Here is a 25,998-nt window from a genome sequence, read left to right as displayed (position 1 = left end):
CCGTCTTTAAAAATGCCGGACGGCCATCGGTTTATTTTCCTTGGCCGATTCGTAAGCCGACCATGCCACCTCCGCCGCCCGCAGGCCGTCCAGACCGGAAATGGAGGAGGGCCGTCCTTCCCGGATACCGGCGATAAATTCCGCTACTAAAGCGTTATTCGCCGAATCTCCCCATGGAACGGTTCGGTGCGATAAATCGGCCCCGTTCTCCCACAGCTCGCCGCTCTGCGCAAAGGCATCGAGGTGAAGAACGCCTTCCGTTCCGACGATCCGCAGCGTGACGTCGCCCCACGTCGAGAACGACTTCGGCCGGGACCAGCTCGTATCGAGCGTCGCGATAACTCCGTTCTCAAAGATCATGGACAGCAGCCCGCAATCGTCCACCTCGATATCGTGCAGCAGGGTGTCGACTTCGGCGTATACCTCCGCCACTTCGCTCTGCAAAAGCCAGCGCATGATGTCTACGACATGCACGGTATGATCCAGTACGGCGCCGCCGCCGGACAATTCCGGGCGAATAAACCAGCTGCCGGGCATTTTTCCGTGATTGGTCGCTGCAATCGCTACAACTTCGCCGATCTCTCCGCTCTCGATCTGCTTCTTCACCTTCTGCACCGATGCGTCCAGCCGGACAGGAAATGCCGTCTGCAGCACAACTCCCTGCCTTTCACACAGGTCGATCAGCTCGCGCGCATCTTCCCCCTGCACGGTAATCGGCTTCTCCACCATTATATGTACTTTCGCTTCCGCTGCCGCACGGGCGTACACGATGTGCTTCTGATTGTCCGAGCAGATCAGCACGGCATCCGCCTGCTCCAGCAATGTCGTATAATCCGGATAAAAATCGGTCTGAAAATGCGCCGCCGCCTTCTGACCGCGTTCCTCTTCCTCATCATAGACCCCAATGATTTCAACGCCGGGCTGCTCCAGCAAGCCTCTGGCATAGCCGTAAGCATGCGATTGGTGCGCCAAGCTGATCATGCCGATCCGCAAAGTACTCATTGTGAGATAACCTCCATTTCTACAGGGAGCTTGGTTAAGGCAGAGCGGTAAGCCGCCAAACCGATCCTAAGCGAAGCGAGGGCTTCTTCTCCGCTGGTCAACGGCTGCTTCTTTTCTTTAACACAGTGAATAAAATGCTCCAGCTCCAACGCATAAGGGCTCATCATCAAGGGACTGTCCGGCACGCCTGTCTGCTTGCGGGGCCCTCCATATTGAACGATTGAGGCCGATTTGCCTTTGTCGAACAGGACCAGGCCGTCGGAGCCTGCAATTTCAAGAGAGGTTTGAAAGGGCGATCCCTTCGGGTAAGCCCAGCTGGCCTCCACATGGGCCATCACGCCGCTTTCGAATCTTAGCAGCGTCAGCGTATGCTCCATGCCCTCCCGCTTGGTCGAAAGCGTCCGGCTGAACACCCGCTTTACGGGGCCGAAGCACCATCGCAAGAAGTCGAAGTCATGGATGGCCAAATCAAGCAGCGGTCATCCGCTCCGCGCATCGTCAGCAAACCAGTCCGACCAGGGAAAGGCGCCGGAACGTATGCTGCGTACGACTCCCGGCTTGCCCAGCCTCCCGGACAGCAGCTGCTCCCGCGCTGCGCGGTACTCGGGAAAGAACCGTACCACATGACCGACCATCAAGGTGACGCCGGCCCGTGAACAGGCATCGATCATCGCCGAGGCGTCTTCCTCAGTCAGCGCAATCGGCTTCTCGCAGAAGACCGGCTTCGCGCTGGCAGCCGTCAGCTCCACCGCCCAGCGGTGCAGGTCGGTAGGCAGACAAACGTCCACAGCGTCAAACTGCCCTTCGCGCAGCATATCCTCAACGCTAGTGTAGACGGCAGCACCCCAATCATCGGCGATGCAAGCCGCCTTGGCCGTGTCGAGATCGCATACCGCCGTAATTTGCGCGCCCGGAATTTGCCGGTACGCCTGGCTGTGCGTATTGCCCATGGTGCCGGCCCCAATCAAACCAATCGTAAACATAGGCTTCCTCCTAAGATTCGGTATAGTTCTCCATGTGCAGGTGCTCGAAGAAATAATGCAGCGCCAACGAGCCCGCTCCGATAATTCCCGCATTCAAGCGGGTCAAGCCTTCCTTGATCTCAACGTGCTTCGAAAACATAGGCATACAATGCGTTCCGACGTAATCCTTAATTTCCTGCAGCAAGCGGGTATTGTTTAGAGCGAGCTCACCTCCCAATAAAATAAACGACGGATTGATCAAATGAATTAAAGTAACGAGCCCCCGGCCGAGCAGCGAGCCTGCATAAGCCATCAGCCGCTCCGCACGCTCGTCTCCCCGATTGCTTAATTCGACAAGCTCGACCAGACTCGGGTTTACCGCTTCACCCGGCGCCCATTGACGCCATTTCTCCACAAGGGACGCTTCGCTGATCAGCTTTTCCAGGCAGCCCTTATTGCCACATCGGCAGAGCGGTCCGTCTTCATCCATCGTAATATGGCCGAATTCTCCCGCTCCCCCGGCTCCGCCGGTAAACAGGCTGCCGGACAGGAACAGCCCGGCGCCGACGGCTTTGCCGACATGCAGGTACACGAAATTGGAAACCTGCTGGCCGCAGCCGTACAGAAACTCGCCGTAGGCCGCCGCATTGGCATCGTTCTCCAGCAAAATCGGGACGTGAAAATGCTTTTGCAGCTCTTCCTTCAGGGAAAGATGATTTATGTTAAAATTGGTGGCGGTGATGACCTCGCCTTTATCCAGGCTGATGATGCCTGGGACGGCAATGCCGATCCCCAATAAACGAAAGCCTTCGCCGCTTTCCAGTATCAGATCGTTAATGACTTGAATAAGCGAATGAACCCACTCGTCCTTGCTTGCCTCAGGCAGCGGTCTGACCCGCAAAATTTCCGCCTCCAGATTCAGCACGGCGGCTCTGCTCTGATCAAGATCAACCGCAATGACGCAGCCCGCATCGGGCGCAAGCTTGACCAGGATCGGCTTTCTCCCCCGCTGGAGTCTCCTTTTCCTATCTCCATCAGGAAGCCGTGCTCCTTGAAATAATCAACGATAACGGTGACCGTCGTCGGGCTCAGGCTCAATTCCTTGGCGAGCTGCGAGCGGGAAATCGGCCCCCTCTCGCGAATGGCGTTAAAAATAAGCACCTGATTGATTTCCTTGATTAGCTGCTGACTTCCGCTTCGGCTCTCTCTCTTATTATTCAATAGGGTACCTCACTTCCAACTTACTTTCTCCAATCGAAAAAGAAAGTCCATATAACAACCTATTCTCCAATATTTTTAAAATTCCTCCAGAATTTTCTGAATACTTTAAATTATTTTTCATATTTTACAACCGCTGGAATCCATTCCTATTCCTCTAACAAACAGCTGCAAAAAAAGCGCAAGAATCATCCGGTACCCGGACGTCCTTGCGCTGGAGAATATGGTAATGGTAAAGAGATTGTTTCATGCTGCCCGGCCGAACGCCGTACAGAGCCGCCGTGCCCCTGGGATTCGCACGTGTTGGAAATTCACCGGCCTTCTACACTTCAACTACATACAGGTGACCCTTGCCCTTCTCGTTAGCCCGGTCGGAAGTAAACAGAATGCGGCGGTCGTCATGGCTGAATATCGGATGCGGATGCACATCCTGCACGCTGAAGCTGCTGTCATGACGGCATACCGGAGTCCAGACAAGCTGCCTGTTCGCCCAATCCGGCGTACACAAATGGATCGTCCGGCCGTCGATAACTCCGTCGGTGACCAGCAGCCGGTCGTCCGAGCTCGCGGTGAAATGCCCATAGGCGGTCATTTCCGCGGGAAACGCCAGCTCCGTGTAATTCCCGCTGTCGAGATCGAAGCGTCCCACAAAGCTCGCCTGCAGGGCGGGAGCAGACGCGGCTTTGTCAAGGCCCGCTCCCTTCATGGCCGGATCGTTCGGCACCCCCTTGGTGCCGTGATAAAGCACGCCCCGGCTGTGCTGGAGCCACATCTCGTGGCAGATCCAGACAGGCTCCCGCTCCTGCGACTGATCGCGGATACGGCTCATCGCTCCTTCATCATATAGCCAGATCCGCTGCTCCACCATTCCGCCTTCATGGTTGTACAGAATGGATCTGCCTTCCCCCGGCGGGAACTGCACATGTGTGATCCAGCCTACCTGCGAGCCCCATATCTCCGCCTGCCCGGACATCAAGTCAATGACAAGGAGCTGGGATTCGATCCGCTCCTGCGTCACTTTATCCCGGATGGCGGAGAACGGATTGTCCGACTCTCCTACCTCAAAAGCCCGTGCATCAATATAAGGCACGCAGGCAAGGCGGCCGTCGGGGGACAGATGGGTAAATCCGGTCATCACCCCGTCAGGCAATGTATATACGGTTTCTTCCTCCAGCGTATCGACCTGCAGTAACCGAACCTCCTGCCCTTGAATATAGAGCAGCGTATGCGTCGCCGGATTGTAGCTTGGGCTCGCCTTCGCCAGCCCGCGGTAAGGCCGGCCGTCATAATACACATAGCTCTTCATATACCCGTCTTGATTATCCGTCAGCTGAACGCCCGTCCCATCCGCCAGCGACAGCTTGAATACGTTCGGACTGCCGTCGCCGCTGTCGCTCAGGAACAGCACGTTGCGGTTATCGGCGGTAAAGCTGCTGCTCGTAAAATACAGATGGTGATGATTCCCCGGCTGAGAGGTCAATTGCTTGACGGTACGCCCCGTGAGGGCATCCTTATGCTCCGTCAGGTTATGTTTGACGATACTGCCTTTCATATCGCATCCCCCTTGATCCATGATAAGGCTGTCAACCTATGCAGTTGAAAAAAGCGCCCGGCTGCCTCTTACCGGAAAAACCTCGGCAGCCATTCGCGGTTCGCCAGAAGCAGATCGTCCGCCAGCTGCGGCAGCTCGCTGAAATCCGCTCCCGCGCTGAGCGGATCGAGACTTAATGCTTCGATCAGCAGCTCCCGGCTGCCCTCGAGCGCTGCGCGCAGCGTCAGCTCGTGTATATCCGCGTGCAGCCTGCACAAGCTGCCTACCGAGCCCGGAAGCTCTCCCGACATGACCGGCTCAACCCCTAGCGCCGCCGATACGGTGGCCAAGGTTTCCACAACGGCTCCCTGCGGGAGATTGCTGATTTGGCCCCGGTTCGGGATGTTGACGATTGCCGGCGTAGAGTTTCCGCCCCGAACCGCGCGAATGATCTCGACCATCTCCTCGCCCGAGCGTTCCCATGAAATCTCCTCCGTCCCCGCCGCAACCGCCTGGATGTGCCGCAGCTGCTCCGACTTCAGAAATCTTCTGGCATCCACCGTCGTTTTGCGCACGGCATATTTCATGCCCCAGCCGTTGCGCTGGTTGCACAGGCTCGGAATAAACTCGATCAGATGCCGGTCGCCGACCAGCGGCAAGTAGCCGAATTGGCGGCAGAGGGCAAATTTGACCGCACCGCGGTTTTGAAACGAAGCGGCTGCACCGGAGCCGTTCTTGTCTCCTCCTCCAAGCTCGGTATGCGTTCCGCAATACGCCCGCAGCTTCGGCAGCATATCTTCTCCATGCAGCGACGCCTGCGTCAGCCATATAAAATGGTTCACGCCGGCTACCTTATACTCAAACCCCTGCTCGGGGAGCCAGCGGTACAAATAGTCCAGCGTGTCCATGCCATCAGGCTTCGCCAGGCCGAGCATCGGCCCCAAATAGGCCGGCAGGCAGTGAAACTCATGGCAAAGGCCGACTACGTTCGTCTTCGCCGCCGCCCGGCTCATCGCTGCGGTGACGACACTCATCGGATTCGTGACGTTCAACAGCCAGGCGCCCGGACAGTGCCGCTCCATTTCCTCTACAAGCTCATAAGCGACCGGAGCGGTTCGAAGGGACGCCGAAATGCCGCACCGAACCGACCGTCATCGAGACCGGCTGGCGGATCCCGTACTGGATCGGCAGCTCCAGGTCGTTCCAGAAGGCGTCCATCGCGCCCGGACTGAAGGTGGTCATAACGAAATCCGCTCCGCTGAGCGCCTCCTGCCGATCGTCCATCACGCGAATCCGGTAAGACTTGCCGCGCAGCTCGTTGAACCGGTTCAGCATACCGGCCACTGCCTGCACATGCTCCAGATTCGGATCCACCAGACGGATCTCCCCGCCCTCCAGCTCGTCGATCAAATACACATCGCGCATCAAATTCCGCATCCAGTTTACGCTGCCCCCGCCGATCACTGTCAAAATCATGGAATTCATCGATCCAGCCTCCTCGCTTTATTCCTCGTTTGAATCTCCTAATAATTGTATCGCCCGAGCCGTGTAACCGTCTTCAATTAAATTGCCGGACGGATTATAATGAACGTATCTTGCCGTTTATTTTGGCAAAAGGAGGCGAATGCAACGTATGACCCGCAGCGCGGATTACCTGCCTTACGAATCCTTCTTTATCGATTACACGAACAGCGGGAAAGAGCACCGCAAGCCATTGGAGCATTTTCACGACACATTCGAGCTCGCCTTCTTCGTCCGCGCGGACATTCATATCTTCGTCAAGGACACGAAGTACCATATCCGGGAAGGGGACTGGCTGCTGATCAATCCTTATGAAATCCACAGCATCTTCTATAATCCTGCGCACGATTATACCCGTTATGTCCTGCAGTTCAACGAAGGCTTTCTCAAAGACCTGCTCGCCGCACTCAGCCTGGAGGGGCGTCTCGCTGCGCTCCAGCTCAAGAGGAACAAGCGGGCCTGCCTTGATCTGCCGCAAAGAATGCGGGTGGAGGCAATGTACCGAAGCCTGCTGCAGCTGTATGAACAGCAGCCGGGGAATGACGGCAAGCGGTACGGACTCCATCCGTCGGATGCGGAGCTCAAGCTCCACCTGGCCCTGCTGCTGCTGGAATACGATAAGCTGTGCGAAACGGCTGCCGCCGCCCGAAGAGTCCGGCCCTCGGAAGATCCGGTCCGGGAAATAATTGCTTATCTGGATGATCACTACATGGAGCCGGTACAGCTTCACGATCTGGAGCATCATTTCGGCCGAAGCAAATTTACGATCTGCCGCCAATTCAGCCAAACGACGCAATTCACGGTAGTGGAATATTTGCAGTACCGAAGGGTGATTGAAGCGCAAAAAAGGTTAATCCAAACCGAGCAGCCGATCCTCGATATTGCGTTGGACTGCGGCTTTCAAAGCATCCAGCATTTTTACCGCATCTTCAAAAAAATATGCGGCAGAACGCCGCTGCAATACCGCAGGAATGAATTGCCCTGAGGCGGCCGGCGTGCCCCTAGCCACCCTGCAGGCTGCACCGCCTGCCGGCCTTTTAGCCGCGGTTGCGGTTGCGGGGCAGGCGCGATATATCCTGCCGCACCGGCTGCATCCCGCCGGCGCCTTCGATATGGCGGCCGTCTCCGCGCTTATTAGCCGGCCGCCGCCCCCTTCTCATCCCCCTTCCCTGCCGGGAACCAAGCAACCAAGCATAAGGTCTAAGACAGCGGCAAACCTCGATGCCGGGGAGACATCGAGGTTGCGCGGTTATTTTTTCATTTCCTTGTATACCTTGAGCTGTTCGTCCATGACTTCCTTCCCGCCGATTTTCATGTATTCCGCTACCAGGTCGTCATACACTTTATCGAAGTCGGCCGGCTTCGCCGTAATAGTCTTGACGGTAATCTCCACGCCCTTATCAGACAACGTCTGATTGTACTTGATCTGGGACTCGATCGGCCGGTCGAAGCGCGCCGGCAGCTGGCCGTCCGTATCCCCGACTTTGATGCTGTCCATCGTGAACTGCTTATACTTAGGGTCGGCCGCATTCGCCTTAAGCGTTTTTTCCTGATCCCCCATGTCTTTTCCGTTAATCAGCATGCTGTAGTCGAGATAGTTATACATGATTTTCTTGGCTTCGTCGGTATCGAGGAACACTGGAATGCCGTCGTCTCCCATTTTGTAGGCAACGCCCTCCGGACCGTTCTGCAGATCGAAAATCACTTTATAGTCGGACATCCAATCGAGGAACTTGATCGCCTCGACCGCGCGCTTGCTTGACTTCGGAATCATCAAATGCGCGGACAGCGGATGATAAATCGCCTTCACGTGCTTGCCCTCGTAGTTCGTAAACGGATCGACCGGCATCAGCGTGGCGCTCGGCACGTTCTTCTGCAGCGTAGAGTAATAAGCCTGATAGACCGGCTCATTCGTATTCGTGATCGCGAAGCCGATCTGCCCGTTAACCAGGTCCGCCTGGAACTTCTTGCCGTCTTTATCCAGCGCAAAGTCAGGGCTGATCAAGCCTTCGTTATACAGCTTGTTCAAGAAACGGTACGCGTCCTTATTGCCCGGCTTCTGCCAATCCGGCAGCGAATAATATTCTTCTTCGGTCATCTTCTTCCAGAACGTCCGCACCAGCGGGTCCAAGTTATTGTTATAGCGGATGCCGTAAGGGATCACCTTGCCGCCGGTGCCGCCCGGGTCCTTCTCCTTGAAGGCCTTCAGCACATTGTAGAACTCGTCGGTCGTCTTCGGCGGCTGCATGCCCAGCTTATCCAGCCAGTCCTGGCGAATAACCGGCGTACTGGAAGCTATAATGATCCGCTTGGCAGGAATCGTGTACTGTTTTCCATTAATCACGCCGTAATTCAGCAGCTTGTCGCCGAGGTATTTCTTCAGATTCGGGCCGTATTGGTTAAGCAGATCGCCGAGCTCGGTCAGCCCGCCCTGCTTCACCCAGTTCTGTACGGCGGGATCGCTGTAGGTGAAAATAAGATCCGGCGCTTCGTTCGCCGCCATCAGCACATTCAGCTTGGGCACTTCCTCGGTGCGGGGAACCGTCACGAATTCCACTTTAATGTTGTTCGGGTCTCCGAACTTCTCCTGAATATACTTGACGAACCAGCTTTCGGTGAGCGGCGGCGCGCCGGGAGGCGTATTGCCGCGGTCGAACAGCTCGATCTTGAGCGTTACAGGGCTGCCCTTCTTCCCGCCTGCGTCTCCTGAGGACGGGCTGGAGCCGCTGTCCGAGCAGGCGGCCAATGTTAAGGCAGGCAGCAATACGGCGAGAAAGGCCGAGGTGGTCTTGGTCATTTTTTTAGATAAAGGCATTGCTTTCAACTCCCTTTTTCGTCTTATAGAGGCTGGTATTACAGCTAACGCTGCCGGCAAAACCGGCGGCACCGTATATCACCCTTTGACCGCGCCGATCATCATGCCGGAAATAAAGTAGCGCTGCAGCCAAGGATACACGATCAGAATCGGAATCGTAGCAAACATAATGCTGGCTGCCTTCAGGCTCTCCGGAATCGGCGCCAGCGAGTTGACGCCCTCCGTCGCCGTCGCATCGCTCATCTGGTTGCTGATGACGAGCTGATACAGCTTCAGCTGAATCGGGTACAAGTCCTGGTTCGTGATATAGAACAGCGCATCCATAAACCCGTTCCAGCGGCCGACTGCGTAAAATAAGCTCAGCGTAGCAAGCACAGGGAGCGAAAGCGGCAGCACGATTCTAAACAGCGTGCCGAAATGGGAGCTGCCGTCGATCCGGGCGGATTCCTCAAGCTCCTCCGGTATCGAGGAGAAGAACGTTTTTAGAATAATCAAATAAAATGCGTTGATCATGCCGGGTAAAATCAAAGACCAGATCGTGTTGGTCAGCTTCAGCGATTTGACCAGCAAATATTCCGGAATAAGCCCCCCGCTGAAAAACATCGTGAACACAATCATCAGCAGGAAAAAATCTCTCCCTTTCAACCGCGACTTCGTCAGCGGGTAAGCCGCACAGACCGTCATCACCATACAGATAAGGGTAAACAGAACAACGAGCAGTATCGTGAAGAAAAGCGAGCTGACCATTTTGCCGTCCCGAAGAACGGTATTATAGGCGATCGTGCTCCATTCCACAGGGAAAATCGTCACTTTGTTCGATAAAATAGCCGCGTTGGAGCTTAGGCTGACAGCAGCCAGATGAAGGATTGGCACCAGTGCGAGGAAGGAAGCTATCGTAATAATTACAAGGATCGATGTATCCAAAATTTTGTCGCTCGTACTTACTCTCATAAAACGCAGCCTCCCTTTACCAGATGCCCTGATCGGTCACCTTTTTGGAAATGTAGTTGGACGACAGCAGGAAGATCAAGCCCACTACCGCCTGGAACAGCCCGATCGCCGTTGCAATCGTAAAGCGTGCCGACTGGATACCTACCTTGTATACAAACGTACTGATGACGTCCGATACATCGGTTACAAGCGGGTTGCCCAGCACGAACGGACGTTCGAAGCCGATGCTCGCCATATGACCGATATTGATAATGAGCAAAATAATGATGGTCGATTTGATCCCCGGCAGTGTGATGTTCCAGATTTTCCGGAAGCGCCCCGCGCCATCCACCTCCGCCGCCTCGTACAGCTCTTTGTTAATGCCGGTCAAGGCCGCCAAATAAATGATCGTGCCCCAGCCTGCGCTCTGCCAAACGCCCGAGCCTACATACGTAATCACCCAATAGATGGGCTCCGTCAAAAAAGGAACCGCTTTCATTTCTAAGGACCGCAATAAAATGTTGACCAGACCGGTATTGGTGGACAGCAGCTGGTATACAATTCCGCCGATAATAACCCACGAAATAAAATGCGGCAAGTAAAGAATCGTTTGCGCGCCCTTTTTAAACCATTGGATACGCACCTCGTTGAGCAGCACGGCCAAAATAATCGGAGCCGGGAACGATACGACCAGGTCCAGCAGATTAAGCAGCATCGTATTGCGCAGCACTTTATAGAAATCGTTCATTTTAAAAATTTCCTTGAAGGCATCGAGACCCGCCCACGGACTGTTCCATACTCCCTGAAACATATTGAATTCCTTAAAAGCGATCGTAACGCCGTACATCGGGACGTACTTGAAAATGACGAAGTAGAGCATGGGAAGAAACAGCAGTGCATATAATTGCCAATCCTGATTGGCGAACAGCTTGAGGCTCCGCCTCTTCGCAATAGGCCGGGACAACGTCTCCGTCGCGGTTTTGCCGCCTGCGTCTGACATACAATTCCTCCATTTCTTAAGAGACCCGGATAGGATCAGATTGGATTCGAATTCGGTTCGAATGACTTCGGTCTAGGCTCCACTGCCGTTCCATAGATTTACAGTAAAATATTATGCCATTCCGGTCAATTTACATGATTCGCCGCTTAGCGAAATGTACGAAAAGCCTGCCGCAGCAGGCTTCTTAACATTTTGTCAGTGCGCTTTACATTTTCGAAGAAGCTCCGCTACGGAGTCTAATTCTGCAGGTCGGGACGCCATTCCGGCTCCTGTTCCATCCGTTTGCGGTAATCGCCCGGCGGACATCCGAACATGTTCTTGAATGCGCGGTGAAAAGAAATGACGTGCGTATAGCCGACCTGCTCGGCAATGAGCTGCGCGGGCAGATCCGTCTCCAGCAACAGCTGTCTCGCCTTTTCCAGCCTCAGCTTTATCATGAAATCGATGAATTTTTCACCGAACTGCTCTTTGAACAGCTTGCTTAAATACCGGGAATTCATCCCGAAATGCTCACTGATTTTGTTAAGCGATAAATCGGGATCGGCATAATACATCTCCATGTAATCCCTCACCCGGAACATTAAGGAATGGTGGCTGCAGCTCTCCCGGATCTGCCGCATCCGCGGCTCGAACGACCGCAGCAGTGTATAAAGACGCTCGTGCCAGCTGTCCAGCGAATCCGCCTCCTCGACAAGCCCAGCCAGCTGAGGAGCGTACTCCTCCTTCCAAATCAGCTGAATGGATTCCTTCAGCTCCAGCATTTCCTTATGAAAGTGATACTGCATACAGTCCGACAGATGCTGCAGATCCGCCTGCGAATACCGCCCGGCTTGAAGCGAGGCGAGCAGCTGCTCCAAATGATTCGGCCATTGCCCGTCATCGAGCCGGAAGGACTTCGCCAGCAGGGACATGACCGGCAGATGAGGGAAAATGCCCCCTTCCTCCTTCGGACGCACTTCCGCCTTCCCGATAAAGCAATTCGTGCCGAAAGCGGGCTTGCCGCCCAGCAGCTGCTTGGCTTCTTTATACGAAGAAGCGACGCCTTCATAGTACGCCGTATCCGGTCCCATACCGACCGATACCGTAAACTCCAGATTGTCCGCGACCCACGCCTGCAGCCGCCTCATCGCTTCCCGGGTCCTGTGCAGCTCCTCGGCCTCCGGCTCACGGATAAAAAACACGACCGCCATCCGATGCGGCTCAAGCCACTCCTGCCATAAAGCGATCCGCTCGCTTTGCGCAATTTCCAGCAGCACCTTGCCGACGACAAATTTGAGCAAATATTGGTCTCTGCGGCTGTAGCGCGCAATAAACTGCGGATACCGGTCAAATTCCATAACCGATGCGGCCAGCCGGCTGTGCTGAACAGGCACCTGAAGCTTTATCATCTCCTGCTCCCACTGCAGCTCGGTCATCTCCCCCCGGCCTTCCAGCCATTCGGTCAGGCGTTGTCTTTTTCTCAGCACCAAATCGTCCTTATACTGCTGCTCGTACTCGCTCGATCGTTCCATCAGATCATCGATGGCCGCTTCGATATATTTCAGCTCATTGGAGGAAAAAGCACTGCCGGAACGAACCAGCCGGCCGCTGCGGCGCTTCGTATATTCCTCGATTCGGGCCGCGATGGCTTGAATCGGTTTGTAATTGCGGTGCGTGACGTAAGTAAACCACAGAATGCCGGCTACCGTTGTAATAAGGCCCACAGCAATCCAGAAATCATGGAACAGCAACAGCTGCGACATGCTCTTGTTATGCTTCATATCGGCGACGTAGTGACCAGCCCGTGTAGTCCGAAACCGTTTTCAAAACAAGCGGCGCTTCATGCCGGGGCGCATCAGCCAAGTCCTCCGGCGGCAGCGCAGCCGCTGCATTGTTGTCAAAGGGCTCCTTGCTCGTCGCATACAGCTGGATCAGTCCGGCATCATAGCGGGTCAAATCCTTAATAAATCCGATCAGCGCGGATACGCGGATATTGACGACGACAGCCCCCTGCCGCTCTCCCGAGAACGGATAATATTTAAACAGGGTTATTACCCTCTCTGCCCCTTCCTCGTGGACAAATTCCTTGAAGCCTCTCGGATTCGTCCAGCCTTGAGTGGAGCCTTCGGCATAAGCCTTGCGTAAAAATTCGGCATCCCCGAATTCGGTCCAGCAAGGTCAAGCCGCTGCGGGACAGCACCTTCCCTGATTGTTCATCGTACAAATAAATGGAGTTGGCAAACGGCAAAATGGAAGAGAAATCGTCCAGCTTGCGGGAAATCGTGAAATAGTCTGCAATGGAGTTGACTGCATCCCGCCCGAAGAAAGCGCTTAACTTTTCATTCGTGTACATTTCCTTCAGCACCATCCGCTCGGAGGCCTTCAGATTCGAGTCGACGGCCTGCATAACCTTGATCGCAATGGCTTGATTGGTCAAGGCCATCTGGTTTTTCGCCGAGTTGTTCAACACGGTGGAAAACGAGAAAATTAAAATCGATATGACAACGAAAAAAATCGGCGCATACGACAATAAAATCCGATAATACCAACTCATTTTCATCCGAAATCAGGCCCCCTGGCTTCAGGCGTAATGCTGCTTTCCTCTTAGTTTATTATAAAAAAAGCGCACATGTTGTTGAATCGTGGCGGAAAAACGGCCTTTTGAAAAAAAAGCCTTTCCGCCCAAGAGGCCGCGGCCACTGAAAAAGTCATCGCTGCGAGTACGAAACATTCTTCCCGGCTGAAGCCGCCTGCAAAATAAAAAAGACACGTCCCCGGTTGTAGGGGAACGTGTCTTCATATGCTGAAACCAATGCTATTCGATCCGCTCAGAAAGCGGCTCTTCCTGCGCAGCGGCGCTCTGCTCCAGCGCCTTCTTCCCTGCTTCCAGCACGGCGACGATCCGGTCCACGTCGTAGACGCTGCCCGCCCAGGTTCCGCCGCTTGCCGCTTGAAGCGCGGCCCACAGCCGCGTATCCTGCGGCAGCTTCGGATCCGGCGCCAGCCCGGGATGCGGCTCGCGGGCGGCCAGCACCTGCGCGCCCTCCTCGGGCGTCAGCAGCTGATCGCCATGCCCGATGAAATGGACGGTGCCTTCCAGGTTGGTGCGGTCGACCACAATATCGATCGTATCGCCGTCGCGCAGCTTCCCGAGCGGCTCGCCGGCCAGCGCTTCAGGGCCGACGTGGCCGATGCAGGCGCCCGTCGATACGCCGGAGAAGCGCGCATCGGTCACCAGAGACACATACTTGCCGAACGGCAGATGCTTCAGCGCGGAAGTCAGCTGGTACGTCTCTTCCATACCGGTGCCCGAAGGGCCGCGGCCGATCAACACCAGAATATCTCCGGCCTGAATGCCGCCCTGCTTGATTGCCGCGATAGCCGCCTTCTCCGTTGTGAATACTTTGGCTTGTCCGCGGTGGCGGTACACGCCGTCTTCTCCGACGACCGACGGGTCGATGGAGGTCGACTTGATGACCGAACCCTCCGGCGCCAAATTCCCCATCGGGAATGTAACCGTCGAGGTCAACCCTCTTTCCTTCGCGGTCTCCGGATTCATAATCACCTGATCCGGATCGACGCCGTCCATTTCCAGCAGCAGCGAGCGCATTTTCTGACGCCGCTCGCTCTTCTCCCACCAGTCCAGCACAGTATCGAGCGTTTCGCCTGTCGCCGTCAGCGCATCCAGCTTCAGAACGCCGAGACGGCGCAGATGCAGCATGACTTCCGGCACCCCGCCGGCCAGAAATACCCTTACGGTCGGATGGTATTCCGGTCCGTTCGGCAGTACGCTGACCAGACGCGGAACCGCCTTGTTGATGCGGATCCAATCCTGTACGGAAGGAATGCGCAGGCCGGCGGCATGAGCGATGGCGGGAATGTGCAGCAGCAAATTCGTCGAGCCGCCGAAGGCCGCATGCACGGCCATCGCGTTATGAATCGCCGCATCCGTCACGACATCCTTCATCCGGATGCCCTTCGCTTCCAGCGCCATCATCGCCCGCGCCGACTGCCGGGCCATCTCCTCCCAGACCGGCTGGCCGGACGGGGCCAGCGCGGCATGGGGCACGGTCAGGCCGAGCGCTTCGGCGATGACCTGGGCGGTGGCGGCGGTGCCCAGAAACTGGCAGCCGCCGCCGGGGGTCGCACAGGCGCGGCAGCCTAAGTCGGCTGCAGCCTCCAGCGTCATCTCGCCGTTCGCGTAGCGGGCGCCGATGGTTTGGATCTTGCCCGCGTCCTCCCCTTCGGTCGGAGGAAGCGTAACGCCGCCGGGCACAATAACGCCCGGCAGGTCATGCAGCCCAGCCAGCGCCATCAGCATGGCGGGCAGTCCTTTGTCGCAGGTAGCGACGCCAAGCACGCCTCTGCGCGTAGGCAGAGAGCGGGCGAGCCGCCGGAATACGATCGCCGCGTCATTGCGGTACGGCAGCGAGTCGAACATACCCTCGGTGCCCTGCGACCTGCCGTCGCACGGATCGCTGACGAAGCCGGCGAACGGAACGCCGCCGCTTTCCGTAATTTCTTGGGCGGCCGCCTGCATCAGCAGGCCGACCTCCCAATGTCCCGTATGGTAGCCCAGCGCAACCGGGCTGCCGTCTTCCTTGCGGATGCCTCCCTGCGTGCTGAGCAGCAGGTACTGCTTGCCCTTCAGCTTGGAAGGCTTCCAGCCCATGCCGACATTCTGGCTGAGCCCGAACAAATCTCCGCTCGGCGCATTCAGCAGCATCTCCGGCGTCAAAGGCAGCGAGCCGCCCGGCCCGGCCGCATGCGTGCGAATCTCATACAGCTTCTCGGAGCCGTTCCCCATGATCTCATGCAGCTGCTCTGTCATCGTCTGTCTCTCCTCCGGGTTGAATTAAGCTTTCAAAAAGACCGTTTTGATAGAGGTAAAAAACTCGATTGCCGCCTGCCCCTGCTCGCGGGAATGGGAGCTCGACTGCTTCATGCCGCCGAACGGTGCTTGCAGCTCAACTCCCGCCGTCTCCGAATTAATGCGGACAAGTCCTGCATCCATATCTTGAATGAACGACAAAATGTTGCCGATATTTTGTGTGAAAATCGAAGCGCTCAGCCCGTATTCCGAATCGTTAGCCAGCTCGATCGCCTGCTCCATGGAATCGACCGGGATCAGGGCAAGCACAGGCCCGAAAATTTCTTCGCGCGCGATCGCCATTTGAGGCGTAACTTTATCGAATACGGTCGGCTGAACATAGAAGCCTTCCGCCAAAGCAGGATCCTCGGGACGGCTGCCGCCGAACAGAAGCTCCGCTCCTTCTTCCTTCCCTTTTTGGATGTAGGAAAGAACGGTTTCCAGCTGATTTTCGTTCGCGCATGGCCCGAGCCAGGTTCCGGCTTCAAGCCCGTGTCCCACTTTGAGCCCCTGCATTTTTGCAACCAGCTTTTCGCGGAAGGCCTCGTAAACGCTGCTCTCCACCAACACCCGGCTGGTCGCCGTACATTTCTGCCCGGTGGAACGGATGCCGCCGCTGATCGTTGCTTCTACCGCCAGATCGAGATCGGCGTCCGCCGCAATCAGAATCGGGTTTTTGCCGCCCATCTCCAGCTGGTATTTCGCTCCGCGCGCCAAGGCCGCTTGGCCAACCCGCTTGCCGACGGCATTCGAGCCCGTAAACGTAATGCCGTTCACATCCGGATGCTCGGCCAAGCCTTGACCGATCACCGAGCCGCTTCCGGTGACGAAATTCAATACGCCCGCAGGAAGTCCCGCTTCCGCAAAGCACTCGACGATTTTGGCTGCGGTAACCGCCGTTTCTTGAGCAGGCTTCAGCACCACGGCATTGCCGTAGATGAGAGCCGGCGCCATTTTCCAGATCGGGATAGCGACCGGGAAGTTCCAAGGCGCAATAACACCGACCACGCCAAGCGGCACCCGGGTCGTAAACATGAGCGCTTCCGCGTCCGAGGAAGGGATCACATCGCCGATTTTGCGCATGCCTTCCCCTGCGTAATAGCGCAGGATCGCGATGCCGCGTGCGGTTTCACCCTTTGCCTCCGGCAGCGTTTTGCCCATCTCGCGCGTCATCGTTTCCGCAACCTCATCCAGCCGGCGCTCCAGCGCATTGGCCGCTTTGTAAAGAAAATCGCCCCGAGCCGCGCCGGACAGCTTTCTCCAGCCTTTCTGTGCGGCTTTGGCCGCCGCTACTGCGTTGTTCAGGTCTTCCTGCGAGGAAGACTGCACGTAGCCGACAACCTCCGAGCGTTGAGCGGGATTGATGCTGGCAGCGGTGTTCCCGGTAACGGAAGCGCTCCACTCCCCGTTGATATAGTTCAAATATGTTTGTCCTCCGATAAATGCGGATGCTGGTGTAGTCATGAAATAATGCCTCCTTTATTAAATGGAAAAGTAAGATGGAAAATGAATGATGAAAGATGAGAATGAACGATCCTTCAGCGATTAGCTGGCGCGGACGACCGGATTTACCAGCGTGCCGATACCGGAAATTTCGATTTCTACACGGTCCCCGTCGGCAAGCGTAAATTCATTCGGCGGTACGATGCAGGTACCCGTCATTAATACGGTGCCTTCAAAAATTTCATTGTCGCGAACGAGGTAAGAAGTAAGCTCCTCCAGCTTCCGTTTGAGCTGACCCGTGCTGGCCGATCCCTCTACAACCTTGTTTCCATCGCGGTAAATGCGGCAGGTGATTTGCAGGCTGTACGGGTCTTCAACCGTTTCCGTCAAGCGGATAGCCGGCCCGATAGAGCACGAACGCTTCCATACTTTGGCTTGAGGCAGATACAGCGGGTTCTCTCCTTCAATGTCACGGCAGCTCATATCATTGCCGATGGTATAGCCTACGATACGGCCTTGACCGTCCAGTACAAGCGCCAGCTCCGGCTCCGGAATCTGCCATTCGGAATCGCTGCGCAGCTGAACCTCGCCTCCCGGACCGACCGTACGGGCTGCCGTCGATTTGAAGAACAGCTCCGGACGCTCCGCGTCGTACACTTTATCGTAAAAGGTGGACGCGTCCATCCGTCCGCCGGTCGCTTCGTAGTTGCGCGCCTCGCGGCTGCGCTCGTATGTAACGCCTGCCGCCCATACCTCAGGCGCTTCGATCGGCACGAGCAGCTCCAGCTGCTCCAGGCTTTGGGACAGCGGCTGTGCGCCTGCAGTCAGCTTCTCGACCAGCGCAAGCGGGGAGGAACCGGCGGCTTCCGCTTCCTTCAGCAATGTGATGAAATCTTGCTGCGGAAGCTCGTATACCTTCCCTTCATCGGTAACAGCAGCCAGCTGGGCTGAAGACAACGCTTTCAAATAACGGATAATACGCATATAATGGACACGCTCCCTCGTTCATATGTTTTATATTATAAAACTCAGTTTATAATATCGAGTAAAATAAAATGCCTGTTTAAGGCATTTTGGTTTAACCCTCGGACCCGCGGTAACCCAGCAGCTGCGAAATCGCCGAGGCTTCCTGTTTCAGCAGCTTCATGTATTCGGCAAACGATGCATCGTCCACCGCGGTTTTTAAAGTCGACAGGCTCATCGCGGCTATCACCGCGCCCGTATGATCGTAGATCGGAGCGGCTCCGCAGCGGACGCCGGGTTCGTTCTCTTCGTTGTCATACGCGAGGCCTTCAATGCGAGCCTGCTCCAAAGCGCGAAGAAAGGCTTCCTCATCGCTGATGGTCGAAGCGGTGTGCACGGTGTAGCTGTAGTTGCTCAGCAGCTTCGCCTGCTCGTCTTTCACCTGAAACGCGGCCAGTACCTTGCCGACCGCACTGCTGTGCAGCGGTACCCTTCGTCCGATCCGCGAGTAACGGATGGCGGCCTTATCCCCTTCCACCTTATCTATGTATACGCCTTCCCTGCCGTCCAGTATGACTAAATGCGTGGACTGGCCTGTCAAAGCGGATAACGAGACCAGATGCTTCCGGGCCAAAGCGCGGATATCCATTCCCTGCAGCAGCAGCTGCCCTTTCTCCAGCAGCTTCATGCCCAATCTGTATTTCCCCGACTCTTCGTCCTGATCGATATAGCCGTGAAGCTGAAGTGTTTTTAGCAGCGAATGCACCGTGCTTTTATGCAAGTCCATCCGGGCGCTGATTTCGGTAATCTTAAGCTCCTTCGTCGTCTCATCGAATAAATCGACGATCTGCAAAGCCCGGTCCAAAGATTGAATGATTGGCATGGTGGCACCTCTGAAATAAACCAAACCACATGTTTTACATTATAAAACCAAGTTTGATATTGTGTTGTATGAAGCTATTGTAATCCAATCGACATCTTTTGTCTATCCCCTGCCGCGATAAAATACATGCCCCTCCCATCGCATGACCAGCTTGACGAAAGCCGCACTGCCGCAGAAAATAACCGAATACGCCAGCAGCGAATCCCAGACGTGCCATCCGTTTTTGTATTGGAACACTTGGAATTGTACGGACAGCCACTCCAGAAGCAACGACAGCAGCGCGGCTCCCGCAATCAGAAGCGGCAGCGGCCAGCCCCGGCGCTCCCACAGCTTCATACCGGTTCCAAAAAAATATCCGTACAAAGGATAATTTACCGTGTAGATAAAAAAATCAAACCAGTCGTATCCAGGCGTATCCATCGTATCATAAAAATCCCACGGATAGGCTACCCCTATAATCATATCGGCCGTCAAGCCGAGTGCGGAATGAAACAGCATCAGGCAGAGAGCGGCCTGCATCGAAAACATTTTGGGCGTCACGGCAAACAGCACAATTAATACGAGCATCGTGACGCAAACAAACCATTCATTGGCATCGAAACGGACCGGAGCATTTAACAAGCGCCCACATCCTTTGCTTCCTTAAGGTAGACCAGCCGGTCCCAGACGAATACGGCAGCCAGCCACACCGCCCAGAACAGCCAGGAGGCGCCGGGATGAAAGCCGCGGGAATAACGAATGATGCCTGTTGACTCAAGCATGAATTCTCCCAAGGTCAATACGATAGTCCCTGCAAGCCAAACGCCGATAGAGGATGCGGCCGGATGACCCGCTCCGTCCTTCTCTCTTCCCGCATAATAAACAGCCAGCAGCGCAATACAGGGGACGGTTCCCATCAGATGAATAAGATAGGTAAGAAATGGACCATGCGTTACGGGTAACGACGACGTACTTTTGGTTCGACACGATGATCCCTTCTACCATCTGGATAAGGTAAAGGCAGAACAGCCCATTGACCAGGGTGTTGAGCCGGAAGAGAAGCTTTTGCCGGTACAACACCCACACACATGCCGACACGACCGCGAATTCAAGTAAAACCATATATTCTTCTCTTCCTTTAATCATAAAGAATGGAAATCTGTACATATCGTATCCTTTTTTGCCGGTCCTTATTATCGTATTGGATGTCTTCTACAAAAAAAGGGACGCCTGCCCGTGAGCCTGCGTCCTTTCCCATTGCTCCTGCGGTCAGACGCCCGGCTAGTCCGGTCCGTCCTCCGCATTCATATTTAATTAATACTGCTTGCTAAAATCCACGCGGTTCAGCGAAGGGGCGCTGCCTGCGGTGTATTCTTTTAAATTATGTAAGAAGATTTCCATGGCTCTCTCCTCATAGCGGTCCGTAGAGCCCGAGTTATGGGGAGTTATAATCACATTGTCCTGGCTCCAGAGCGGGCTAGTTTCGGGCAATGGCTCCTGTTCAAATACATCAAGGCCCGCCCCGGCAATCGTCCCGTTGCGCAGCGCCTCCAGCAGCGCTTCCGTGTCGGTCGTGCCTCCACGGCCGATATTGATGAATATCGCGTTCGGCTTCATCAGTCCGAACTCCCGCTTGCCGAACAGATGACGGGTCTCCGAGGTAAGCGGCAGCGTGACGACAACAAAATCGCTTTCCGCCAGCACCGTGTCCAGCCCGTTGTTGTCGTACATCCGGTCGACATACTGGGACGGCTCGCCCGATCTTCTTACGCCCAGCACCTTCATCCGGAACGCCTGGGCCAGCCTGGCCGTTTCTTCGCCGATGGCTCCTACCCCGATAATGCCGATGGTTTTCTCGTGAAGCTCGCCGTAGGGCGATACATCCTGCCATTTCCTATTCAGCTGATGGCGGATCGACAGATGAAGCTTGCGGCTGAAAGACAGCATCATGGCAAAAATCGTCTCCGAAATACTGTAGGCATGGACGCCGCTTGCCGTCGTCAAAGCAATGCCGTGCTCCTTGAACGCCTCAAGCGGCAGCCTGTCCACGCCCGCCCCCCAGTTCTGCACCCAGCGAAGCTTGCTGCCCGGCTGAAATACTTCTTCCTTGGCGGCCGCATTCCAGCCTGCCATAATTTCGGCATCCTTCAGATGCTCCTGCCAAATGGCCTTGTCTTTCCCGCAGATAACTTCGTAATCCGGCGCTACCCGCTTGATTTGCTCCACATGTTCCGCTGACAAAGAATGAACACAGACGATTTTCGGCATGGTCATCAGCTCCTTTTTCCTCATTATACCATTCGCTGTGTGCAGAAGGCATTCCTTTCTGCTTCAAGCTCTATTTTCGGGATAAAAGAGACAGCCGGGCAAAGCACTGCGGCCTGCCGCGGAAGTTTTACTAAGAAGAAGCCGGCTTCTCAAGCAGCTCGACATACTGCCGGTACCACGTCTCCCATACGCTCTTGCGCGAAGCCATCGTCTTACCGTCCAGCAGCAGCCCGATCACATCCAGACAAACATGCCAGCCCGCCAAATCTTTGGGGGTATGCTCCGTAATCTTGTTCATCGTTTCCAGCAAAATCAACCGGCAGCCATCCGGCTCCGAAGTGAGCTCGAAACGGGCCCTGGCCCTCGCCCCATGTGTATTCCAGCACGGAATACGGCTTCAGCTCGAGGATATCCATATCCAAGGAAGTCCCGTCCGGCATGTTGAACCGGATCGCGCCTCCCTTCCGGAGGTCGTCCGCCCGAAGCTCGGGAAACCACTGCGCCAGCTTGTCGTTTTCCGTTAAAAAAGCCCAAACGTCTTCTGCCCGATGCTCCCAATGACGCTCGAACCGGGCTGTCGCCGCCTCACCGGCCCGATCTATTACAGCCAACATGCTATTCCTCCTCACCGCAGGGAAGCTTGAACCGGAGCTGCCGCCCCGGCGTTAAATGGATTTGCAAACCGCTTAACCTGAATTGCGCGCGATTATTCTAACCTAGCTCGTATACCTTCAAATTCGCGTATTCCGCCATCAGTGGAGCCATCTGACGGAAGCCGAGCTTTCCGCCGCCGAGAAGACGACCGAACGTTGCACCGTCGTCCTCCCATTCAAAGATCAGCAAATCGTTAATATAAAAAGCCACCTTCGCACCAAGCTTGTCCACCCGCATCCGGTAGGGCCCTGCGGCATCCGCCACGGGCGGAATCCGGTCCGCCCCCTGAGCCACCATATGAAAGCCGTAGCTTTTGCGGAGATTACACAGGTGAAACGCCCTCTCCTCCGGGTATCTTCTCCTAAAATAGGAAATATGAAACGCATGGATATCTCCATGATGATACATATCGTACTCCCCTGTCCGCTGCGCCAGAGCGGGATCGAACAAGTCCTCTCCTTGTCTGCCTTGAGCGGAGAAGAACAGGATGCACAGACCCGGCTCGCGGATCGGCCAGAAATCCCATTCGACCGACAAGTCCGCCGGAAACGACTCCGGACACCAGAGGACGAAGTTGGACTTTTGCCCTTCCTTCGGGTCGGCTGCATTCTCCATCCGCAGACGGCCTAATGGAAAGGAACAAGCGGCTTGTCCCTCCAAGCGAAAATCGGCTATCGCCTCGGGACTGTCCAACGGATTGCTGTAAATCAGCTGTCCGCGCAGCTCCTTGCTCATGCCTTGGAGCCGTCCCACGAAAATCCGGTGGCATTCAAGAAGGCGCGCGCAATCGCCATATGTCCGGTTAAATTCGGATGGACGCGGTCCCATGCGAGCGTCGCAGGATAAATGTGCTCAAGCAGCCCAGCAAACGCAGCTTGTGTATCAACAAAAATGGTATTGTATTTCTCAGCGACTTCCTTCACGACTTGTCCGTATTGATCCATCGTCTGCCGCATCGGATCCTCAGGGTTCGGTTCAATGTAAAACGGCGTCATCAGAATGATGCCTTTGACGGACGGAAGTGTCGACGCTACAAGCGCTTCCAATTCCTTGCGGTATTCTTCAATGTAGACGTGAGACTCCGTAATGGTCGGCTGATCGTATTGACGCCACACATCATTGATACCGATCAGGATAGAAACCCAGTCCGGTTCCAGATCCAGTACATCCGTCTGCCACCGCTCCTTCAGATTCCGCACCGTATTGCCGGAAATTCCCATGTTCACGATACGAAGATGCAGCTCCGGATACATCGTGGTAATCAGCGCGTTAACTGCAGATACATAGCCCTTGCCGTGCGCGTCGTTGCGCCCTTCGCCGTGCGGACGTTTACGCTCCACATCCGTAATTGAATCCCCAATCATGACCAGCTTCTCATTATGACCGAATATCATGAAATATACCCCTTCTTCCCTTTGATTTCCAAAATTATAGTATCACTTAGGCGTCGGGGGAGACAAGTCATTTTCTCGGTCCGCCGCACGGCTGCGGCAGTTCAAACTCGGTAATACAAGCCGGTAACGGCAAAAAAACCGATGATTCAATCAGCCGTTTCACTGGCCGAATCACCGGGTCTTCGCTGCATGCGGATACGGGTTCACTAGGAGATCACTGTCCTTCTCCATTCTTCGTTACGGCTTTCGGCCCGTACGATTTCCTTCAAATAATCAAGCAGCTGCGTCCGCATATCCTGCCGGGCCAATCCCATTTCCACAACGGCCTTCATATACCCGAACTTGTCCCCGATATCGTACCTCTGCCCCTTCAAATCGAGCGCCAGCAGCCCTTCCCTTTGGCAGACACGGCGTAAGGCGTCGGTCAGCTGATACTCATTCCCAGCTCCCCGCTCAATCGTGCGCAGCATTTGAAAGATCGAAGGCTTCAGAATATACCGGCCCATGATCGCCACATTGGACGGAGCCTGATCGGGATCGGGCTTCTCTACCAGATCCTTCACTTTATAAAGCCGGTTCTGCTGTCCGGCATGCGATACAATCCCATATTTGCTCACATCCTGCCTGGGCACCTGCCGTACACCGATGACCGACCTCTCCGAAGCCTCGTAAGCATGTATCAGCTGCTTTAAGGCCGGCGGGTCCGAGACCATAATATCGTCTCCGAGGAGCACCGCGAACGGCTCGTCGCCTATGAAAGCTTCAGCGCACAGGACGGCATGCCCCAGTCCGAGCGGTTCCTTTTGACGTATAAAGTGAATGTCGACCAGCTCGCTGATGCCGCGTACCTGATTCAGCAGCTCCCACTTGCCCTTCTCCTCCAGCGTCTGCTCCAGCTCAACGGAACGGTCGAAGTGATCCTCGATGGAGCCCTTATTGCGGCCGGTCACGATTAGGATGCTCTCGATGCCCGACTCAATCGCCTCCTCCACAATATACTGGATCGCCGGCTTGTCGACGATGGGCATCATTTCCTTGGGCTGCGCCTTCGTGGCCGGGAGAAATCGGGTTCCCAGACCTGCGGCCGGAATAACGGCTTTTCTTACTCTCATATCCATCCACTCCTAGTCTGTTTATTGAGTTGCTTTCACGGTATCGGCCTGCTTGACGAACACCCACAGGCGGCTTCCCAAATAATTGACGGCCATGCCGCCCCCTGCGGACAACAGCTTGCTTATCAGCAGCGGAGCCTGCAAATATTGGTGCAGCCCAATCAGAACACCGGTGGTCAACAGCAGCGAGATCAGGCTCACGGACAAAAACTTCAGCTTCTCGCTGCGGTTCCCGCTCCCCTTCTGGCTGAACGTCCATTTCCGGTTCATGAAGTAGCTGTTCACATTGCCGCAGAGAAAGGAGCAGCATTGCGCAAGCACATAAGGCAGGCCGGTTGCATGCGAGCAGGCTGAACACCGCAAAGTCGATTGCCGTATTGATCCCTCCCACAAAACCGAACTTGATCACCTGCAAAAGGTTCCTGCTCATGTTAGATGATCCCTCTGAGCTTTTTTTCGATTGGGCTCCCGATCCGGTTCTCCGCCTTGGTCTCGGGCTTATTCCCGCTCGCGGACTCCTGCGCCGCCAGTCCAAAGCTGTCGCGGACAATATACAGCGGACGGTCTCTTGCTTCATCGTAGATCCGGCCGATATATTCCCCGGTGACGCCAAGCACGGCCAAAACTGTTCCGGTGCACAGAAGTTGAATTATCGCGACGGCATGCCAGCCGCTGATCGGCGAATCCGTGAAAAGCTTCACTGCCATAATGACCAGCAGATAGACTATCCCGGCGAAGGAAAGCGTGCCGCCGAGCCAGCCGGCCAGCTTGAGCGGCTTGAAGGAAAAGGAGGTCAAGCCGTCGAGGCTAAGCTTGAGCATTTTTCTCAGCGGATACTTCGTCTCGCCGGCCTGCCTTTCCTCCCGCACATATTCAACGGCCGTTTGGCGGAATCCGACCCAGCTGACCATGCCGCGGACAAACCGGTTTTTCTCCGACAGACGCTTCAACTCCTCGCAAACCTTGCGGTCCATGAGACGGAAATCCCCTGTATCCACCGGGATGGCGACCTCGGTCGAGGCCCGAAGTATGCGGTAAAACAGGCTGGCCGTCCACTTCTTGAACCGCGTCTCTCCCATGCGCTGAATCCGCTTGGCATACACTACGTCGTAGCCTTCCCGCCACTGGCGGATCATTTCAAGAATAAGCTCCGGCGGGTCCTGCAGGTCGGCGTCGATCACGACGACCGCATCCCCCAAAGCGTAATCCATCCCTGCCGTAATAGCGATTTGATGACCGAAATTGCGGGAAAAATTGATCAGCTTGACCGTGCCGTCCATTTCAGCGAAGAGATGAATCAGCTCGGCGGAACTATCGCGGCTGCCGTCATTGACGAATAGCAGCTCATAGGTCTCCCCGTTAGGTCCATCACCTGCTTTAACCGTTTGTAGGTTTTGGTAATAACCTCTTCCTCATTAAAGACCGGAATCACGATAGAGTATCGGATGTGTGTATTCATTTTGCCATCCTCCTG

At 55.4% G+C, this 25,998-nt stretch carries 28 protein-coding genes and 2 pseudogenes; 1 reads left to right on the top strand and 29 read right to left on the bottom strand.

The annotated features are described in order from the left end of the window. Positions 1–6: 6 nt before the first annotated feature. The 8 genes from ACHHV8_RS08570 to ACHHV8_RS08535 form a co-directional block, all read right to left on the bottom strand. Entirely contained in the window at positions 7–1,002 is a 996-nt protein-coding gene (locus ACHHV8_RS08570) for a Gfo/Idh/MocA family protein (RefSeq protein WP_395157901.1), read from the bottom strand. Next, positions 999–1,469 (bottom strand): Gfo/Idh/MocA family protein, encoded by a 471-nt coding sequence (locus ACHHV8_RS08565; protein WP_395157900.1) that lies wholly within the window; start codon positions 1,467–1,469, stop codon positions 999–1,001. Before ACHHV8_RS08565 ends, ACHHV8_RS08570 begins: the two co-directional genes overlap by 4 nt. Before the next feature lie 12 nt (positions 1,470–1,481). Continuing rightward, positions 1,482–1,985, bottom strand: a complete 504-nt coding sequence (locus ACHHV8_RS08560) for a Gfo/Idh/MocA family protein (RefSeq protein WP_395157899.1) — start codon at positions 1,983–1,985, stop codon at positions 1,482–1,484. Between the two features lie 10 nt (positions 1,986–1,995). Continuing rightward, complete coding sequence (locus ACHHV8_RS08555) at positions 1,996–2,889, bottom strand: ROK family protein (RefSeq protein ID WP_395157898.1); 894 nt, start codon at positions 2,887–2,889, stop codon at positions 1,996–1,998. Next, positions 2,883–3,185, bottom strand: coding sequence for a MarR family transcriptional regulator (locus ACHHV8_RS08550; RefSeq protein WP_395157897.1), 303 nt, complete (start codon positions 3,183–3,185; stop codon positions 2,883–2,885). The genes ACHHV8_RS08555 and ACHHV8_RS08550 overlap by 7 nt, the downstream gene beginning before the upstream one ends. 319 nt (positions 3,186–3,504) lie before the next feature. After that, positions 3,505–4,734 (bottom strand): oligogalacturonate lyase family protein, encoded by a 1,230-nt coding sequence (locus tag ACHHV8_RS08545; RefSeq protein ID WP_395157896.1) that lies wholly within the window; start codon positions 4,732–4,734, stop codon positions 3,505–3,507. A 68-nt stretch (positions 4,735–4,802) separates the two neighbouring features. Beyond that, positions 4,803–5,795, bottom strand: coding sequence for a family 4 glycosyl hydrolase (locus ACHHV8_RS08540; protein ID WP_395157895.1), 993 nt, complete (start codon positions 5,793–5,795; stop codon positions 4,803–4,805). A gap of 13 nt (positions 5,796–5,808) precedes the next feature. Then, on the bottom strand, positions 5,809–6,198 hold the full coding sequence (locus tag ACHHV8_RS08535) for a family 4 glycosyl hydrolase (RefSeq protein ID WP_395157894.1): 390 nt from the start codon (positions 6,196–6,198) through the stop codon (positions 5,809–5,811). 139 nt (positions 6,199–6,337) lie between these two features. On the opposite strand from ACHHV8_RS08535, the gene ACHHV8_RS08530 reads away from it, so the two are divergent. After that, on the top strand, positions 6,338–7,219 hold the full coding sequence (locus ACHHV8_RS08530) for a helix-turn-helix domain-containing protein (RefSeq protein WP_395157893.1): 882 nt from the start codon (positions 6,338–6,340) through the stop codon (positions 7,217–7,219). A gap of 52 nt (positions 7,220–7,271) precedes the next feature. On the opposite strand, the gene ACHHV8_RS08525 is transcribed toward ACHHV8_RS08530, so the two are convergent. The 21 genes and pseudogenes from ACHHV8_RS08525 to ACHHV8_RS08425 all read right to left on the bottom strand — a co-directional run bounded on the left by ACHHV8_RS08525 (position 7,272) and on the right by ACHHV8_RS08425 (position 25,983). Then, positions 7,272–7,394 (bottom strand): hypothetical protein, encoded by a 123-nt coding sequence (locus tag ACHHV8_RS08525; RefSeq protein WP_395157892.1) that lies wholly within the window; start codon positions 7,392–7,394, stop codon positions 7,272–7,274. 89 nt (positions 7,395–7,483) lie between these two features. Then, positions 7,484–9,031: an extracellular solute-binding protein gene (locus ACHHV8_RS08520; protein WP_395163454.1), complete on the bottom strand. Its 1,548-nt coding sequence runs from the start codon at positions 9,029–9,031 to the stop codon at positions 7,484–7,486. A gap of 96 nt (positions 9,032–9,127) precedes the next feature. Beyond that, positions 9,128–10,000: a carbohydrate ABC transporter permease gene (locus ACHHV8_RS08515; RefSeq protein WP_395157891.1), complete on the bottom strand. Its 873-nt coding sequence runs from the start codon at positions 9,998–10,000 to the stop codon at positions 9,128–9,130. 16 nt (positions 10,001–10,016) lie between these two features. After that, positions 10,017–10,979, bottom strand: a complete 963-nt coding sequence (locus tag ACHHV8_RS08510; RefSeq protein WP_395157890.1) for an ABC transporter permease — start codon at positions 10,977–10,979, stop codon at positions 10,017–10,019. Positions 10,980–11,215: 236 nt separating this feature from the next. Continuing rightward, entirely contained in the window at positions 11,216–12,721 is a 1,506-nt protein-coding gene (locus ACHHV8_RS08505; protein WP_395157889.1) for an AraC family transcriptional regulator, read from the bottom strand. A gap of 7 nt (positions 12,722–12,728) precedes the next feature. Then, positions 12,729–12,914 carry a hypothetical protein gene (locus ACHHV8_RS08500; RefSeq protein WP_395157888.1) on the bottom strand — a complete coding sequence of 62 codons (186 nt, stop codon included), beginning with the start codon at positions 12,912–12,914 and terminating at the stop codon, positions 12,729–12,731. Between the two features lie 82 nt (positions 12,915–12,996). Next, positions 12,997–13,518 (bottom strand): hypothetical protein, encoded by a 522-nt coding sequence (locus ACHHV8_RS08495; RefSeq protein ID WP_395157887.1) that lies wholly within the window; start codon positions 13,516–13,518, stop codon positions 12,997–12,999. Positions 13,519–13,773: 255 nt separating this feature from the next. Beyond that, positions 13,774–15,789, bottom strand: a complete 2,016-nt coding sequence (locus ACHHV8_RS08490; protein ID WP_395157886.1) for a YjhG/YagF family D-xylonate dehydratase — start codon at positions 15,787–15,789, stop codon at positions 13,774–13,776. Between the two features lie 24 nt (positions 15,790–15,813). Continuing rightward, the gene (gene gucD / locus ACHHV8_RS08485) at positions 15,814–17,292 is read right to left on the bottom strand and encodes an alpha-ketoglutaric semialdehyde dehydrogenase GucD (protein ID WP_395157885.1); all 1,479 of its coding nucleotides are present in this window, start codon (positions 17,290–17,292) and stop codon (positions 15,814–15,816) included. An 81-nt stretch (positions 17,293–17,373) separates the two neighbouring features. Next, entirely contained in the window at positions 17,374–18,255 is an 882-nt protein-coding gene (locus ACHHV8_RS08480) for a fumarylacetoacetate hydrolase family protein (RefSeq protein WP_395157884.1), read from the bottom strand. A 94-nt stretch (positions 18,256–18,349) separates the two neighbouring features. Continuing rightward, positions 18,350–19,117 carry an IclR family transcriptional regulator gene (locus ACHHV8_RS08475; protein WP_395157883.1) on the bottom strand — a complete coding sequence of 256 codons (768 nt, stop codon included), beginning with the start codon at positions 19,115–19,117 and terminating at the stop codon, positions 18,350–18,352. A 102-nt stretch (positions 19,118–19,219) separates the two neighbouring features. After that, the gene (locus ACHHV8_RS08470) at positions 19,220–19,738 is read right to left on the bottom strand and encodes a hypothetical protein (protein ID WP_395157882.1); all 519 of its coding nucleotides are present in this window, start codon (positions 19,736–19,738) and stop codon (positions 19,220–19,222) included. Then, the gene (locus ACHHV8_RS08465) at positions 19,732–20,013 is read right to left on the bottom strand and encodes a hypothetical protein (protein ID WP_395157881.1); all 282 of its coding nucleotides are present in this window, start codon (positions 20,011–20,013) and stop codon (positions 19,732–19,734) included. Before ACHHV8_RS08465 ends, ACHHV8_RS08470 begins: the two co-directional genes overlap by 7 nt. A 397-nt stretch (positions 20,014–20,410) precedes the next feature. Next, positions 20,411–21,370, bottom strand: a complete 960-nt coding sequence (locus tag ACHHV8_RS08460) for a D-2-hydroxyacid dehydrogenase (protein WP_395157880.1) — start codon at positions 21,368–21,370, stop codon at positions 20,411–20,413. 124 nt (positions 21,371–21,494) lie between these two features. Continuing rightward, a complete protein-coding gene (locus ACHHV8_RS08455; RefSeq protein WP_395163699.1) occupies positions 21,495–21,680 on the bottom strand; it encodes an SRPBCC family protein in 186 nt (61 codons plus the stop codon). A gap of 94 nt (positions 21,681–21,774) precedes the next feature. After that, positions 21,775–21,978: pseudogene (locus ACHHV8_RS08450) on the bottom strand (SRPBCC domain-containing protein); the annotation flags it as partial. A gap of 97 nt (positions 21,979–22,075) precedes the next feature. After that, the gene (locus ACHHV8_RS08445) at positions 22,076–22,753 is read right to left on the bottom strand and encodes a DUF1961 family protein (RefSeq protein ID WP_395157879.1); all 678 of its coding nucleotides are present in this window, start codon (positions 22,751–22,753) and stop codon (positions 22,076–22,078) included. Then, positions 22,750–23,412: an SGNH/GDSL hydrolase family protein gene (locus tag ACHHV8_RS08440; RefSeq protein ID WP_395157878.1), complete on the bottom strand. Its 663-nt coding sequence runs from the start codon at positions 23,410–23,412 to the stop codon at positions 22,750–22,752. Before ACHHV8_RS08440 ends, ACHHV8_RS08445 begins: the two co-directional genes overlap by 4 nt. 206 nt (positions 23,413–23,618) lie before the next feature. After that, entirely contained in the window at positions 23,619–24,530 is a 912-nt protein-coding gene (gene galU, locus ACHHV8_RS08435; RefSeq protein WP_395157877.1) for a UTP--glucose-1-phosphate uridylyltransferase GalU, read from the bottom strand. Between the two features lie 15 nt (positions 24,531–24,545). Continuing rightward, a complete protein-coding gene (locus ACHHV8_RS08430; RefSeq protein WP_395157876.1) occupies positions 24,546–24,917 on the bottom strand; it encodes a GtrA family protein in 372 nt (123 codons plus the stop codon). A gap of 38 nt (positions 24,918–24,955) precedes the next feature. Further along, positions 24,956–25,983 (bottom strand): annotated as a pseudogene (locus ACHHV8_RS08425) (glycosyltransferase family 2 protein). Positions 25,984–25,998: the final 15 nt, after the last annotated feature.

It is taken from the genome of Paenibacillus sp. TAB_01, assembly GCF_043945595.1.
Taxonomy (GTDB): domain Bacteria; phylum Bacillota; class Bacilli; order Paenibacillales; family NBRC-103111; genus Paenibacillus_S.
The sequence above is the reverse complement of the archived record's forward strand: the minus strand, read 5'-3'. Positions and strand labels throughout refer to the sequence as shown.

Coding starts and splice junctions, on each gene's coding strand:
- ACHHV8_RS08490 (WP_395157886.1), bottom strand. CDS start 15,789: ATGACAGAGCAGCTGCATGAGATCATGGGGAACGGCTCCGAGAAGCTG.
- ACHHV8_RS08525 (WP_395157892.1), bottom strand. CDS start 7,394: ATGAGAAGGGGGCGGCGGCCGGCTAATAAGCGCGGAGACGGCCGCCAT.
- ACHHV8_RS08520 (WP_395163454.1), bottom strand. CDS start 9,031: ATGACCAAGACCACCTCGGCCTTTCTCGCCGTATTGCTGCCTGCCTTA.
- ACHHV8_RS08545 (WP_395157896.1), bottom strand. CDS start 4,734: ATGAAAGGCAGTATCGTCAAACATAACCTGACGGAGCATAAGGATGCC.
- ACHHV8_RS08570 (WP_395157901.1), bottom strand. CDS start 1,002: ATGAGTACTTTGCGGATCGGCATGATCAGCTTGGCGCACCAATCGCAT.
- ACHHV8_RS08505 (WP_395157889.1), bottom strand. CDS start 12,721: ATGTCGCAGCTGTTGCTGTTCCATGATTTCTGGATTGCTGTGGGCCTT.
- ACHHV8_RS08540 (WP_395157895.1), bottom strand. CDS start 5,795: ATGGAGCGGCACTGTCCGGGCGCCTGGCTGTTGAACGTCACGAATCCG.
- ACHHV8_RS08460 (WP_395157880.1), bottom strand. CDS start 21,370: ATGACCATGCCGAAAATCGTCTGTGTTCATTCTTTGTCAGCGGAACAT.
- gucD (WP_395157885.1), bottom strand. CDS start 17,292: ATGACTACACCAGCATCCGCATTTATCGGAGGACAAACATATTTGAAC.
- ACHHV8_RS08475 (WP_395157883.1), bottom strand. CDS start 19,117: ATGCCAATCATTCAATCTTTGGACCGGGCTTTGCAGATCGTCGATTTA.
- ACHHV8_RS08440 (WP_395157878.1), bottom strand. CDS start 23,412: ATGATATTCGGTCATAATGAGAAGCTGGTCATGATTGGGGATTCAATT.
- ACHHV8_RS08560 (WP_395157899.1), bottom strand. CDS start 1,985: ATGTTTACGATTGGTTTGATTGGGGCCGGCACCATGGGCAATACGCAC.
- ACHHV8_RS08530 (WP_395157893.1), top strand. CDS start 6,338: ATGCAACGTATGACCCGCAGCGCGGATTACCTGCCTTACGAATCCTTC.
- ACHHV8_RS08495 (WP_395157887.1), bottom strand. CDS start 13,518: ATGAAAATGAGTTGGTATTATCGGATTTTATTGTCGTATGCGCCGATT.
- galU (WP_395157877.1), bottom strand. CDS start 24,530: ATGGATATGAGAGTAAGAAAAGCCGTTATTCCGGCCGCAGGTCTGGGA.
- ACHHV8_RS08535 (WP_395157894.1), bottom strand. CDS start 6,198: ATGAATTCCATGATTTTGACAGTGATCGGCGGGGGCAGCGTAAACTGG.
- ACHHV8_RS08510 (WP_395157890.1), bottom strand. CDS start 10,979: ATGTCAGACGCAGGCGGCAAAACCGCGACGGAGACGTTGTCCCGGCCT.
- ACHHV8_RS08445 (WP_395157879.1), bottom strand. CDS start 22,753: ATGAGCAAGGAGCTGCGCGGACAGCTGATTTACAGCAATCCGTTGGAC.
- ACHHV8_RS08480 (WP_395157884.1), bottom strand. CDS start 18,255: ATGCGTATTATCCGTTATTTGAAAGCGTTGTCTTCAGCCCAGCTGGCT.
- ACHHV8_RS08515 (WP_395157891.1), bottom strand. CDS start 10,000: ATGAGAGTAAGTACGAGCGACAAAATTTTGGATACATCGATCCTTGTA.
- ACHHV8_RS08465 (WP_395157881.1), bottom strand. CDS start 20,013: ATGGGAACCGTCCCCTGTATTGCGCTGCTGGCTGTTTATTATGCGGGA.